Source organism: Prosthecobacter sp. (assembly GCF_044378005.1).
GTDB lineage: Bacteria > Verrucomicrobiota > Verrucomicrobiia > Verrucomicrobiales > Verrucomicrobiaceae > Prosthecobacter.
Genome location: NZ_JBILYB010000078.1, coordinates 1 through 13,420 on the forward strand (window position 1 = coordinate 1; position 13,420 = coordinate 13,420).

Below are 13,420 nucleotides of genomic sequence, written 5' to 3' on the forward strand. Positions count from 1 at the left end.
AGGATGCCCGTGAAGGTCGTCGGACCGCCTGTGCTGCCCTCGGCCATGATGAGCTGATCGCGATACACCACGACATGCGTGCCGTTGCAGAGATACACCGTCTCCGTCGCCGTCTCGACCGCTGGCGTCAGCTCCTCCACGGGTTCGGCGGCCTGCTCAGGCTCCAGAGAACTTTTGCCGGAGACCGGGCACACCGAGACGACTGGCTTGTCCGTCGCCGGGATCTCGCCGACCTCCAGTATTCGAAGTGGATCTTCGTTCACCGCAAAGTCCGAGTCCATCGCCACCCCATTGAGTGAGGCTCCTGGTGTCCACGTCAATGCCTCCGCACGTCGGCCATACACATGCGCCTGATAAGTGCGCCCCGCCGCCATCTCCGCCACGCGTTTCACGATGGGCATCCCCTCCAGAGTGCGTCCGCGATATACCCGCAGCACACCCGTCTTATTCACCCGGTCCTCCAGTTCGGCCAAAACCTCCTCTGGCAGCTTTTGGCGGATTACCATCGGCACCGCCTGAGCCAGCGCTTCGCGTGGATCGTCACGGATCAGTTGTTTGAAAATGGGGCGGCGTTCACGTGCAAGGCGCACGCCCTCTTCCAAGAGGAGGCGTTTTTCGTCTTCCATCGCTTGTAGATACCTGCGGCTCCAATCATCGAACCTGCCCAAAGAAGTGGACGAGTTCACGGCTGGCACAGCATCCAGCTTGATAGGTGCTGTGGCAGGCAGCGTCCTCACCGGAGCCACACTCGCGGGGCCGCAGAGGGTGCCATCGTCACACTTGGCAGAGCCGGATTTAGAATGATCAGGTCCAGAAAGATACAAACCGACCAAAGCAGCGGCTGAAATGAGGACAAGAAGTACCAAGGCGGTTTTTTGACGCATTATGGTTGAATGGGGTTGGTCTGTTGAGACGATCTCAGAAACAACCCGTTAGAAGCAATGCTGTTCTTTGGTTAATTTCGTCATCAGCGGCTCCCAAAATCACCAAGCGCACTCCTGCATTACTCCCCGAGGTGCACGATCCCGCGCTCGATAGCCTTCGCCACGGCATTGGTGCGGTCAAAAGCATCCAGTTTGTCCAGGATGAGACTGATGTGCAGGCGGATGGTGCCCATGCTGAGGCCGAGCATGTGCACGATGTCCTTCGTGGAGTAGCCTTTCACCAGCAGCTTCAGGATCTCCAGCTCGCGTGGCGTCAGCGGGCGGCGCTTTTCACGCTCCTTGATCTTCGCGGCAATCACGGGTGAGAAGCACGCCGCACCGGCGGCGATGCGGCGGATGGCGCGCAGCACTTCCTCGCACTCGGCGGATTTCGTGAGGTATCCTTTCGCTCCGGCGGTGACGGCGCGGTAGATGTCTTCTTCTCCGTCGAAGACGGTGAGCATGAGCACCTTGGCCTCAGGAAACTCGGCTCGGATGGCCTCCAGCGTCTCCACTCCGTTCTTGTCGGGAAGCTGGTAGTCCATCGTCACCACGTCTGGCCGATGCTCCCGGTAAAGCTCCACGGCCCGCGCGCTCGTGCCTGCCTCGGTCACCACGGTCATGTCAGGCTCATTATTGATCGGCACGGAGAGTCCCAGCCGCGTGGCGAAGTGGTCATCGACGATCATGACACGGATGGGAGATGGCTTTTTCATGGCAGACGTGGGCATTACACCGGATTTCCGTTTCGGGAGCAAGCCTTGACTGGGGTTCAAGGCTCAAGCTTCGACTGGCGTCGGAAACTCCAACCTGGGCACGTGCACCTCGATCTCCGTGCCTTTGCCAGGGGCGCTGTTGATGCTCAGCCGCCCGGCGATCTTCTCCGCCCGTTCGCGCATTCCACTAATGCCAAAGTGCCCTGCCAGCACGGTCGTCGCCAGTGGGTCAAATCCGCAGCCGTCATCTCGCACGCTGAGGCGGATGGACTCCTCATCGTAATCCAGTTTCACTTCGATTCGTCTGGCTCCCGAGTGCTTCGCTGCATTCGCCACAGCCTCCTGCGTGAGGCGGAGCAAACTCGTCTCCAACGTGCCGGCGAGCCTCACCGGTGTGCCATTGACTGCCACCATAAACTCCGCTCCAGCCGCCGTCGCCAGTGGGCGCAGCAGTTCCTCGATCGCCGCAGGCAGCCCGCGCTTCTCCAGCGCCACACTGCGCAGTTCGCGGATCGTGCTGCGCGAGTCTTCACGCGCACGGCGCAGCAGACGACGAGCCAGATCCAGAGGCTGTGTGGCGGGAGATGCGCCGCCATTCATCCGCCGCGCGGTGTCATCCAAAAGCATGTTCACACCGACGAGCTCCTGCTCCAACGTGTCATGCAGATCCTGGGCGATGCGTTGTCTTTCCTCCAGCGTGGCCTGCTGCTGAGCCTGCTGGCGGATCACGTTCTTCTGCTTGTTCACCATGAATTGCAGCGTCACCGCCCAGCCGCCGACGGCTGCCGCCAGCACCAGCAGTGAACCCAGCAACCACCGTGCTCTTTGCTCCGTCCACCACGGAGCACGGGCCAGCACGCCGATGTCCTCCGGCTGGCGCAGAATAAGGCGGAAGCCGGTGGCATTGCGTGGGATCACGAGTGGTCTGTCCGTGATGAATTCGCAGATGCCCGTGAGGCGCAGCTTCATGCCCGGCATCAGTTCCTCAGCAGGTTGCAAAGGCAGCCCGATAGTGGCTTCAAAGGTTTGTCCTTCGGCTCGGCATACCAGATTCATGCCCGTGCGGTCACGGTTCGCCTCCAGCAAATCGGCGGTGAAGCTGACCAGCTCACATTGCTCCCGACTGTGGCGGGTCTGCGCGGCGCGAAATTCCACCGGCTCTGGTTTGTCCGCAGTGCCCGTCTTCTTCACATCCACCGCACTCATGCTTGGGCGGAAAGGCGTGACGATGGGATAGCCCTCCGCCTCCACTTCATCGCCGATTTGCAGCGTCATCGACTGCGCCGTCTGCACAAACATGCTGCCTCCCTCACCACGCAGATACAGGCCGCGACCATCCGCCACATGCGTGGTCACACCACGCACGCGCACTCTTTGGCGGAGTGGCGCATCCACGCGCAGCAGACCATCCACCGGCACCAGCGGCACCGGGCCGAGTGGTTTCACCTCCTCCACGAGGGCGAAGGATTCCAAGTTCTGCACAAAGAGCAGCCGCCCGCTCATCTGGCGCTGATCATTGAAATGTGTGCCCGCCACACCGCGCACGCGCACCTGCTGCTCCACGAGCTGCCAGGGCAGTTGTCTCAGGGGTTCCGTCTGCGGTAGGATGGTGCGGATGAGTCTTCCCTCGACCTCCAATTCCACCACGAGGCTGTCCTCGCCGAACCAAGTGCCTTTCACAATCGCCGTCACTTCCACCGGACGTGCATCCATCGCAGGTGAAAAAAGCTGCTCGGCATTCACCGTCTGGAAAACGGGCAGGTCGCGCTGTCCATCCACCTCCATCGTGTCGGGCAGCACCACCGGCAGGAACTCTCCCGGCCCGGCATGGCCCTCTATCTTCAGCCGCATTCCTGGCTGGTAAGGCGGGGATGGGCGCTTGTCCTCCGACACCCCGACACAGATCCCGTCCGTGCCGTCATGGATGAAGAGCACGCCCCAGCCCGGATGATAATAGGTGACCACCGAGTCCAGCCGCACCGGCAGGAGCTGCTCGCGGCGCTGAGCATCGAGATCACGGATCGTGCGCACGCTGCCCAGGGGCTCCTGGGCATGAATCCATGTCAGACAAAAGAGGCTGGCGATGACAAGCTCGCGAATCATTACCCGAAGCCTAGCGGACCTCCATGCTCCTGCCGAGCCTTTCATTTGACCAATCACGCCTCTGGCTTCACGCGCTTCCGATGCTTCCGCACCATGCCCATCTGCTTGAGCTTCCGCTGGAGACTGCGGCGGCTCATGTTTAGGAGTTCGGCGGCTTCACTGCGGTTGTTGCCCGCACGTTCGAGGGCTTCGAGGATCATCTGCTTCTCCATCGCGTGGATGTCGAAGGGCGCTTTTTCGGGCGTGGTTTCACTGGCAGGCTTGTCGCCGGGCAAGGTAGGTACGCGCCAGCCGAGGCCGCCGGGGCGGGTGAGGTAGGCGGGCAGGTGCTTCGCCATGATGCGGGTCGTATTGCTCATCACCACGCCGTGCTCGATGGCGGCACGCAGCTCGCGCACGTTGCCAGGCCAGTCGTAGTTCATCAGTACGGGCAGGGCGTCGTCACCGAGCGGCTTGAAGCTCTTGCCATTGATCGTGGCGAGGTCTTTGAGGAAATGATCCGCCAGCACGCGGATGTCGCCTTTGCGCGTGCGCAGCGGCGGCATGTGGATGGTGACGACGCGCAGCCGCCAGTAGAGGTCTTCGCGGAATTTTCCTTCCTCGACCATCTTCGCGAGATCCTTGTTCGTCGCCGCGATGACGCGCACATCGACCTTGATCGGCTTCGCTCCGCCGACGCGCTCGATGATTTGCTCGCCGAGCGCGCGGAGCAGCTTCACCTGCGTGTTCGCATCGATCTCGCCGATTTCATCGAGGAAAAGCGTGCCGCCATCCGCCAGCTCGAAGCGCCCGATGCGCCGATCCTGCGCGCCGGTGAAGGCACCTTTTTCGTGCCCAAAGAGTTCGCTCTCCAGGATTTGCGGAGACAACGCCGCACAATGCACGGTGATGAGTTTCGCCTTCGGTCTGCCGCTGAGATTGTGGATGGCTTTGGCGACGAGTTCCTTGCCCGTGCCGCTTTCGCCTTCGACTAAAATGGTGGCGCGAGTGGGAGCCACCTGCTGGATGGTTTCCAGGATCGGCTTCAGCGTGTCCGCCTGCCCGAGGATGCCCTCGATGCTGAACTTCTGCTCCACCTGCTGCTTCAGCGCCTTGTTCTCGTGCTCCAGATGTCGGCTGCGCAGCGCCCGCTTCACCAGCAGCTCCACCTCGTCGAGGTTCAGCGGCTTCGTGACGAAATGATACGCCCCACGTCGCATCGCCTCCACTGCGGTGTCCACACTGCCGTAGGCGGTCATCATGATGCAGACCGGCGGCTTCGGCATGGCGAGCGCCTGCTCCAGCAGCTTCATGCCATCGTCTTCGCCGAGGCGGAGGTCGGTGAGCATGACATCGATGGGATCATTTTTCAGATACTCCAGCGCCTCAGCGGCATTCGAAGCCACATAGCAGTCAAAGTCATCCTCCAAAGAAAGCCTCAACCCATCTCGGGTGTGCTTTTCATCATCGACGATGAGAACGGTGGCAGAGTTGATCATGGTTTAGGTGCTTGAGTACCCATCTCTACCTTGGATGCCAATGAAGAAAAGAGCCGTTCACGACTTCGGGCTCAGCAGCGGATGGATCGTTTCCTTCAGGAAGCTCATCGAGCGCTCCACGGCGATGGCGAGGATCCAGCCCCACGCGATGCCGGTGCCGAGTCCTGCGAGCGCGCCCATGCCTGCGGCAGACCAGGGGGCGGCATCAGGCCAGATCATCGGCACGATGAACCCGCCGATCCCTGCCCCGGCCATTAGCATGAAGCCCGCGTGCATCCACATGCTGAAGATCCGCCAGCCCACCTGAGGCTTCCGAGTCGTCGCAAACCCGACCAAAGAAGTCACCACCCCACCCGCGCCAAACATGGCCGCGAGCCCCACGATGATCGCCAACCCAAGCGCGAGCCCGAGGCCGATCAGGAGGCAGAAGAGAACAACGAGACCCAGCATGAAGGCCCATATCACAAGCGACCCCATCAGTCCAAAAGGAGCGTCTTCGATGTAGCCGCTAGAGTAATCTAAGGGGATGCTTTCCTGACTCACTGCGTCCCTGGCAAATAGCAGCAGGGCCAAGCGGATGAAGAGGACCGAGAAGCCTTTCATGAGGGTGATAAGTTTGCTTCCTCCCCATCCCCGAGCAGTCTCACCTTCCGCTCCACCAACGGCAGCCAGAGGCTGACGCGGGTGCCTTGGCCGACGCGGGATTCGATATCGATTTCGCCGCCGTGCTCGCGGATGATGCGGCGGACGATGAGGAGGCCGAGGCCGGTGCCGGTGGGGCGGGTGGTGGAGAATGGCTGGAAGAGTCGGCCCATTTGCTCGGCGGAGATGCCTTTGCCGGTGTCTTCAAAGCTGAGCCGCACTTCAAAGTCGGTGTAGCTGCCGCTGATGGTCAGCGTGCCGCCCTTCGGCATGGCTTGGGAGGCGTTGCGGATGAGGTTGTAGATGGCCTGCTTCATCTGGTCGGCATCCAGCGGCATGGCGGGCATGTCGGGGCGGAGGTCGAGCTTCACTTTGACCTTGGCCTGATCCAGCTCGGGCTTCAGGAACCGCACACTCTCCTGCACGAGATCGGCGATCTGGCTGCGCTGGAGCTGTGGTTTCGAGGGGCGGATGGCGGCGAGGAACTGGCTGATGATCGTGTCCATCCGCTTGATCTCGCCCGTGGCGATGTCGAGGTGCTCGCGCAGTGAGTCACCGGACTTGCCCATCTTTTTCAAACGACGCTCCAGGAGCTGAAGGTGGATCGTCAGCGAGTTCAGCGGATTCCCCAGCTCATGCGCCACACCGGCGGCGAGCAGGGTAAAGGCGTTCAAGCGCTCGCTTTCGAGCTGCTGCTCGGTGCGTTTCCGCGTCTCGGTGACATCGCGGATCAGCATCACGAAGCCGAGCGGCTGCTCTTCGTCGATGCTGGTGATGTAGAAGTTCAGGTAGCGGTTCTCGGGATAAAAAACCTCCAGGTCGCGGCTCACCACCGCACCGGGTTTCAACAGCTCATTCCAATCCAGCCCGCGCATCCCCTGCTGGAGCTTTTGCCCGATCACCTGCTCCGCCTGAAGCCCGAAGAAGGTGCAGGCCGCCTGATTCACATACGTCACCGCACCTTCCGGCCCGAGCAGGATGACACCTTCCTGCAGCGTCTGGAAGACCTTCTCGAGAAAGCCTTTCTCCTTCATGAGTTCGAGCACGACGCACTGCACCTCGCCTGGCTCCAGGCGGTCCATGCGTTTCAGCAGTTTGTCGATGAAGGCGGATCTCATGCGGTGGCTGGCGTGATTCAGTCGCAGGACGGGCGGAGTGTCAAACCGGGACACGACGGCGGCAGAACTGGGCATTTCATTTCCCGTGATTCACGCGTAATAGGGAATCTGTGACCTTCGCCACCCAGATCACGATCTTCCGCATCCTGCTCATCCCGGTCTTCATCGGGCTGGCCGTTTATTACGGGCAGAGTGTGGCGGCGGGCATGGCGAATGAATCGCTGCGCTGGTGGACGATCACGGTTTTCTTCACCGCCGCCATCAGTGATGCGGTGGATGGCTACATCGCGCGGCATTTCAATCAGGCGAGCAAGCTGGGGGCCATTCTCGATCCGCTGGCGGACAAACTCATGCTGCTCTCGGCCATCGTGACGCTGAGCTTCACGGGCTGGCGTCAGCATTTCCCTCTCTGGTTTCCAACGCTGGTCATCTTCCGCGATCTGGCCAGCATTGGCGCGGCTTTCTTGATCGACCACCTCGTGGGCAAGTGCGAGATCAAGCCGCACTGGACCGGCAAAGTGGCGACCTTCATGCAGTTCGCGGCCATCCTCTGGCTGATGCTGGATTTCCCCTACCTGATCTGGCCGACGGTGGCCGCCGGTGCCTTCACCGTGATCTCAGGCTCGCTGAATCTAGCCGACGGAGTGCGGCAGGTGAAGCATGCGGAGTAGGTCTAAGCGCTGGAGAGCGCGGAGCCGCGGTTCAGGAGGTCGAGGAAGCGCTGCTCGAAGGGTTCGTCTGCACCGCATTGCATGTAGTCGATGCGGTGGGAGGCGCATTCGCGTGAGAGTTCCTCGCAGAAGGCATCGAAGCTGTCGGTGTAGCGCTGGACGTCGCGGCGGGTGAGCCAGAAGCGGCGGCGTTCGCCGGTCTCGACTTCATCAAGCTCGACTTCGCCTTCGAGGGTGGGGACGCGCTCCTCGGGGTGGAGGATCTGGAGGAAATGGCACTCGCCGGGCCAGGTGGCGGCGCGTTTGATGGACTCGGCGGCGGTGGTGACATCGCGCCCGAAGAAGTCGGAGATGACAAAGATGACGCCGTAGCGCTGACGGGTGGGGTGGAAGTCGGTGAAGCTGCGCTGGAGGTCGGTGAGGCCGCCGAACTTCAGCTTCGAGGCGCACTGGATGATCTTTTCGATGTTGCCCTGGCCGCGCAGGGGCGGGAGCTCCTGGCGGCAGGTCTCGCCGAGGGAATAAAGGCTGACGCGCTGCTGCCCGGCGAGCCCGAGGTAGGCGAGGGCGACTGCGAAGCGGAGGGCCTGCTTGCGCTTTTCCCCATGCGGCTCGGCCATGGAGCCGCTGGTGTCGATGAGGAGGTGGAGATTGAGCTCCTGGGTCTCTTCATAGAGACGGACGAAGAGTTTATCGAGCCGGGCGTAGAGCCGCCAGTCGATGGCGCGGTAGTCTTCGCGGGGGGTGTAGTGGCGGTAGTCTTTAAATTCGCGGGTGAAGCCGGTGGCGGGGGTGGACTGGGCGCCGCGACGATTCAGGGCGCGGCGCTTTCTCAATCTCACGGCCAGCGAGCGCAGCCGGTCCAGGAAGGCGGCATCGAAGAGGTCCTCGCGGGCGATGGGGGTGTCGGTCACGGCGGGTTTGTAGGATGGAAAGGCGGGCTTGGGAAGAGCGGAGTTAAGAATCAAGACTGCTGGAAGTCACTTGCCCGGACGGGGCGGCCCGTGCTCTGTTGGGCGCATGGCCAAAAAGAAAATCACTCCCAGCAAAGCCGCCGCTCCGGTGGTGAAAGCGAGCAAACCCGTGAAGCTGAAGGAGGTGCCTTTCTGGATCGGCTTTGATCTCGGTGGCACGAAGATGCTGGCCTGCGTGCTGGATAAAAATTATCAAGTCCTCGGCACAGCTCGGAAATCCACGAATGGCTCCGATGGTCAGGCCAAAGGCCGAAAAAAGATCCTCAACGCCATCCACGAGGCCATCGCGGCTGCGAACGTGAATCCTAAAGGTTTGCAAGGTATCGGCATCGGCTGCCCCGGACTGGTCAATCCCGAGAAAGGCATCCTTATTAACGCGCCGAACCTTGGCTGGAACAATGTCCATCTCACCGACATGCTGCGCGGTGTCTTCAAGAAGCCTGTGGCCGTACTCAACGACGTGGATGCAGGAACCTTCGGCGAATACAAACTCGGCGCGGGCATGGGCTCGCGCTCGCTGCTCGGCGTCTTTCCCGGCACGGGCGTGGGGGCTGGCTTTGTCTATGATGGGAAGATCGTCATGGGTCGTGGTGTCTCAGCGATGGAACTCGGAATGATCTACCTGCCGGGTACACATCTCGGCAGTCCGCATGATGGCACCGTTTTGCTGGAAGATCTGACCAGCCGACTGGCGCTGGCTTCCCAGGCCGGTGTGGCCTGCTACCGCGGCCAGCTTCCTGAACTCGATAAAAAGACCCAGGGCAATCTGCGCGAGATCCGCAGCAAGGCGCTGGCGAACGCCTTCCGCAGCGGTGATGACGCAGGCATGATCATGTTCCGCAATTCCATCCGCTATCTAGGCATGGGCGTGGCGGCGGTGGTGAATCTGCTCGCACCTGATCACATCACGCTCGGCGGAGGACTCGTGGAGGAGATGCCCATGCTTTATGTGAACCTACTGAAGGAAGAGGTGAACCGTTTTGCCGTGCCCGGCCTGGCGAAGAATATCAAATACAGCGTGGCGAAGCTCGGTGGCACGGCGGTGGCGGTGGGGAGTGTGGCGTGGTTGCGGGAATCCAGCAGCAAGTAAGACGTCCTCAGCGCTTCGTTTAGAATCTTCCAGCCATGTCTGACCCTTCTGCTCAACCCTCCTCCGAACAAGCCGTGATCTTCGTCGGCGCTGCCTCACTCTCGATGGTGATTGGCAGTCGTGTTTCAGGCGCAGCCTTCAAGGAGGTGGAACATCTGGATCGGCCTCTTCCGCTCGCGCGCGACATCTTCCGCACTGGCACGGTGACGCGCAGCACGATCGAGCAGGCAGCGGCGATCCTGCGGGATTTTTTGCAGACGACACGCGAATACAGCATCCCGTCGGAGTCCATCCGCCTCTACAACACGAACATCCTTTCTGAGGCCACGAATCACGAGATTTTCCTCAACCGGCTGCAAGTCACCACAGGACTGAATGCGCGTCTCATTGATGACGGCGACATGACGCGCCTCGTCTATCAGATCGCCCGCAGACTGCTGGAAAAGAACCCGCTGTTGGCGAAGGGAAACACCTTCGTTTCCCACATTGGGCCGGGGAACACACGCGCCTTGTATTTCCGGCAGGGCCGCCTCGCCGCCTACAGCAACTATCGCCTCGGCATCTTCCGGGCACGTGAAGCGGTGGCGGGATCAGACGTCGAGTCGCCGCAGCATTTGATGCATTTGGAGGAGCAGATCCGAGGTGTGGTGGATCATCTGGCGCAGGATTACTCGGGCTATAAATTCGACCATCATGTGGCCATCGGTGCGGAACTCCAGAGCATCGCGCCACTGCTGACAAAGCCGAAACAAGGCGCCTGTCGTGTCACTGAGATCGACTTGGAGCGCTTCACGGAAAAGATCGCCGAACTCAGTCCCGACCAGCTCGTGCGTCGGCTGGCCGTGCATTATACAGGAGGTGAAGGCATCGTGCCCGCGCTCCAGACGAACCTTGCCCTTGCGCGTCGTTTTGGCGATGAAGTGATCTGGGTGCCCGATGGGGACTTTCAGCGCGAACTCATGCACGATCTGGTGATCGCCAGCCCCCGCACAGCCACCTTCCAGGAGGAGGTGATGCAGGCCGCCACGGAGATCGGCGTGCGCTACAAGACGGATCGCAAGCACGCGGATCACGTGGCCAATTTTGCCCAGCAACTCTTCCGCGAACTCAGTCATCTCCACGGCCTGGAGCCGCGCTATGAACTCGTCATTCGAGTGGCCGCCGTGCTGCATGAGGTGGGGATGTTCGTGAGTCCGCGTGAGCATCACAAGCACAGCCTCTACATCCTGATGCAGACGGAGATCTTCGGTCTGAGCACCAGCGAGCGAGAACTGGTGGCACTGCTGGCGCGCTACCATCGCCGCTACAACCCCGAGCCGAACCACCCGCACTTCTCCGATCTCACTCGTGAGGAACGCATGATCGTCTTCAAGCTCGCCGCACTGTTGCGGCTCGCCGATGCGCTGGACCGCAGCCATGCGCAGCGAATCAAAAGCATCGTCCTGCGCGCTGAAGGCAGCCGGCTGACAGTCATCACGCCCGGTATCGAAGACACCACGATCGAGCAGATCGCCATCAACTCGAAGTGCGACATTTTCCGCGAGATCTACGGCTACGATGTCGTGCTGGCCCAACCCTGATCCCCCACTTTCCCATGCCCTTTTCCGACCATCATTTCCTCAATCGTGAGCTGAGCTGGCTGGCCTTCAACGAGCGCGTGCTCGACGAGGCCGCGCGCGATGATCTACCTGTGCTGGAGCGGGTGAAGTTCCTGGCGATCTCGGCCTCGAACATGGATGAATTCTTCATGGTGCGCGTCGGTGCGTTACAGTTTCTGCGTGAGCAGGGGAGGCGGGCGAAGGATTCCAGCGGGCTCACGCCGAGCCAGCAGTGGGATCAGATTCATGAGCGCACGATGGGCTTCATCGCCCGGCAGCATGAGCTGCTGAACCAGAAGCTCGTGCCCATGCTGGCGGAGAAGGGCATCCGCCGGCTCGCAACTACGGAACTGACACCCGCCCAGCGCACGGATCTGGATGAGCACTTCATGGAGCACATCTTCCCCGTGCTATCGCCCATCGCCATTGAGGAGGGTGTGATGCCTTCCATTCCAGCCCTGCATATCAACGTGCTTTGCGCCGTTTCATCGCAGGGTGAAGAAGGCGGCAGCACTCAGCGGTTGGTGCTCGTCAGCGTGCCGGGCAGTCTTTCGCGGCATGTCATCGTGCCCGATGCCGGGGGCGCGCAGCATGCTTATGTGAATTTGGAGGATGTGCTTGGCCTGTTCCTTCACCGCTATTTCCCTTCGGAAAATGTCACCGCCACCGCGCGCTTCCGCGTGAGCCGAAACTCCGACATCGCCGCCGATGACGAGAATGTGAGCGACCTTGTGAGCGAGATGGAGGGCATTTTGGACAAACGTCTGCAAAGCGCGGCCATCCGAATCGAGATCGAGGAAGGTGCGAAGCGTGAACTCGTCTCCGCGATTCGTCAGATGTGCGAGGCGGGCAAGGCGCAGACCTTCACCATTCCCGGAGAGCTGGATATCTCCGCCTACTTTGGCATTGCCGGCCTTCCTGGCTTTGATGATTTAAAAGTCGATGCCTGGCAAAGTCAAACGCCGCCGCAGATCGAGCCCGGCGAGAGCATGTTTGAGGTGATCAAACGTGGTGATCTGATCCTGCATCACCCTTACGAGAGCTTTGAGCCCGTGGTGAAGCTGATCGAGGAAGCGGCCGCTGACCCGAACGTCATCGCCATCAAGCAGATCCTCTACCGCACGGCACGGAACAGCCGTGTCGTTGCTGCTTTGATCAAGGCCGCCGAGGCCGGCAAGCAGGTCACGGTGCTCGTCGAACTGAAGGCCCGCTTCGATGAGGCGCGCAATCTGGATCGAGCGAATGATCTCCTGAATGCCGGAGCGCAGATCATCTATGGTGTCCGTGGTTTGAAAACGCACGCGAAGGTCTGCCTGATCATGCGCCGTGAGTCGGGGCACCTGGTGCGCTACATGCACTTCGGCACCGGCAACTACAACGAGGCCACGGCCAAGCTGTACACCGACATCAGCTACCTCACCTGCCGTACTGATTACGGCAGCGATGCGAGCGCCTTTTTCAACACCGTCACCGGGCGCTCACGATTCGTGCATTTCCAGAAGCTCAGCATGGCCCCCTTTGGACTGCGCGAGCGACTGATCACGATGATCCGCAGCGAAACCGAGCGTGCCCGCCAGGGTGAAAGCGCCGAGATCATGCTGAAGATGAACTCGCTGGAAGATCGCGAAATGATCGAGGCACTCTACGATGCCTCCCAGGTCGGTGTGAAAATCCGCCTGAACGTGCGCGGCATCTGCTGCCTGCGCCCCGGCGTGAAGGGGTTGAGCGAGAACATCAGCGTCGTCAGCATCATCGACCGCAATCTGGAGCACGCCCGCATCTACATTTTCCGCCAGGGCGGACGCCATGTGGTCTTTATCTCCAGCGCCGACTTCATGAACCGCAATCTCTCGAAGCGCGTCGAGTTGCTCGTCCCCATCGAGGACAAAGAGGCGCGCAAGCGCCTCATTCATATCCTGGAGACGCACTTTACCGATACCGCTCGTGGCCGTGTGTTGCGTAGCGATGGCACCTGGCATCTGCCTGTGGTCACCGCAAAAAAAGCAAAACGCTCCCAGGAAATCTTTGCCAAAGAAGCCACCCGCCGCAGCAAGCAGCGCAATCAGTCACCCGACGTGCTCGTGCCACATGTGCCGAAGGCCTGAGG

Annotated in this window: 11 protein-coding genes; 4 read left to right on the top strand and 7 right to left on the bottom strand. The window is 61.0% G+C overall.

Features of this window, described 5'->3' with window-relative positions; genetic code table 11:
* From AC6FTP_RS15290 to AC6FTP_RS15315, 6 genes are all read right to left on the bottom strand, one after another.
* On the bottom strand, window positions 1-884 hold an 884-nt coding region (locus tag AC6FTP_RS15290; protein ID WP_497207784.1), incomplete at its 3' end, for a hypothetical protein.
* Between the two features lie 119 nt (window positions 885-1,003).
* Window positions 1,004-1,639, bottom strand: coding sequence for a response regulator (locus AC6FTP_RS15295; protein WP_497207785.1), 636 nt, complete (start codon window positions 1,637-1,639; stop codon window positions 1,004-1,006).
* A 63-nt stretch (window positions 1,640-1,702) separates the two neighbouring features.
* On the bottom strand, window positions 1,703-3,742 hold the full coding sequence (locus tag AC6FTP_RS15300; protein WP_497207786.1) for a sensor histidine kinase: 2,040 nt from the start codon (window positions 3,740-3,742) through the stop codon (window positions 1,703-1,705).
* 53 nt (window positions 3,743-3,795) lie between these two features.
* Window positions 3,796-5,220 (bottom strand): sigma-54-dependent transcriptional regulator, encoded by a 1,425-nt coding sequence (locus AC6FTP_RS15305; RefSeq protein ID WP_497207787.1) that lies wholly within the window; start codon window positions 5,218-5,220, stop codon window positions 3,796-3,798.
* Window positions 5,221-5,277: 57 nt separating this feature from the next.
* Window positions 5,278-5,823, bottom strand: a complete 546-nt coding sequence (locus AC6FTP_RS15310) for a hypothetical protein (protein ID WP_497207788.1) — start codon at window positions 5,821-5,823, stop codon at window positions 5,278-5,280.
* Window positions 5,820-6,980, bottom strand: coding sequence for a two-component system sensor histidine kinase NtrB (locus AC6FTP_RS15315; RefSeq protein ID WP_497207789.1), 1,161 nt, complete (start codon window positions 6,978-6,980; stop codon window positions 5,820-5,822). Before AC6FTP_RS15315 ends, AC6FTP_RS15310 begins: the two co-directional genes overlap by 4 nt.
* 110 nt (window positions 6,981-7,090) lie before the next feature.
* On the opposite strand from AC6FTP_RS15315, the gene AC6FTP_RS15320 reads away from it, so the two are divergent.
* Window positions 7,091-7,651: a CDP-alcohol phosphatidyltransferase family protein gene (locus AC6FTP_RS15320; RefSeq protein ID WP_497207790.1), complete on the top strand. Its 561-nt coding sequence runs from the start codon at window positions 7,091-7,093 to the stop codon at window positions 7,649-7,651.
* A 2-nt stretch (window positions 7,652-7,653) separates the two neighbouring features.
* Here the strand turns inward: AC6FTP_RS15320 and AC6FTP_RS15325 are convergent, their stop codons facing one another.
* On the bottom strand, window positions 7,654-8,565 hold the full coding sequence (locus AC6FTP_RS15325; protein ID WP_497207791.1) for a DUF58 domain-containing protein: 912 nt from the start codon (window positions 8,563-8,565) through the stop codon (window positions 7,654-7,656).
* Window positions 8,566-8,671: 106 nt separating this feature from the next.
* On the opposite strand from AC6FTP_RS15325, the gene AC6FTP_RS15330 reads away from it, so the two are divergent.
* The 3 genes from AC6FTP_RS15330 to ppk1 are packed head-to-tail and all read left to right on the top strand — an operon-like array spanning window position 8,672 to window position 13,418.
* Window positions 8,672-9,715: an ROK family protein gene (locus AC6FTP_RS15330; RefSeq protein ID WP_497207792.1), complete on the top strand. Its 1,044-nt coding sequence runs from the start codon at window positions 8,672-8,674 to the stop codon at window positions 9,713-9,715.
* Window positions 9,716-9,750: 35 nt separating this feature from the next.
* Window positions 9,751-11,295, top strand: a complete 1,545-nt coding sequence (locus AC6FTP_RS15335; protein WP_497202289.1) for a Ppx/GppA phosphatase family protein — start codon at window positions 9,751-9,753, stop codon at window positions 11,293-11,295.
* A 14-nt stretch (window positions 11,296-11,309) separates the two neighbouring features.
* Window positions 11,310-13,418 (top strand): polyphosphate kinase 1, encoded by a 2,109-nt coding sequence (gene ppk1 / locus AC6FTP_RS15340; RefSeq protein WP_497207793.1) that lies wholly within the window; start codon window positions 11,310-11,312, stop codon window positions 13,416-13,418.
* Window positions 13,419-13,420 lie beyond the last annotated feature (2 nt).

What these genes read in the sequence shown, in the direction of transcription:
- AC6FTP_RS15315 (WP_497207789.1), bottom strand. Translation starts at nt 6,980, where the DNA reads ATGAGATCCGCCTTCATCGACAAACTGCTGAAACGCATGGACCGCCTG.
- AC6FTP_RS15295 (WP_497207785.1), bottom strand. Translation starts at nt 1,639, where the DNA reads ATGAAAAAGCCATCTCCCATCCGTGTCATGATCGTCGATGACCACTTC.
- AC6FTP_RS15330 (WP_497207792.1), top strand. Translation starts at nt 8,672, where the DNA reads ATGGCCAAAAAGAAAATCACTCCCAGCAAAGCCGCCGCTCCGGTGGTG.
- AC6FTP_RS15335 (WP_497202289.1), top strand. Translation starts at nt 9,751, where the DNA reads ATGTCTGACCCTTCTGCTCAACCCTCCTCCGAACAAGCCGTGATCTTC.
- AC6FTP_RS15305 (WP_497207787.1), bottom strand. Translation starts at nt 5,220, where the DNA reads ATGATCAACTCTGCCACCGTTCTCATCGTCGATGATGAAAAGCACACC.
- AC6FTP_RS15300 (WP_497207786.1), bottom strand. Translation starts at nt 3,742, where the DNA reads ATGATTCGCGAGCTTGTCATCGCCAGCCTCTTTTGTCTGACATGGATT.
- ppk1 (WP_497207793.1), top strand. Translation starts at nt 11,310, where the DNA reads ATGCCCTTTTCCGACCATCATTTCCTCAATCGTGAGCTGAGCTGGCTG.
- AC6FTP_RS15310 (WP_497207788.1), bottom strand. Translation starts at nt 5,823, where the DNA reads ATGAAAGGCTTCTCGGTCCTCTTCATCCGCTTGGCCCTGCTGCTATTT.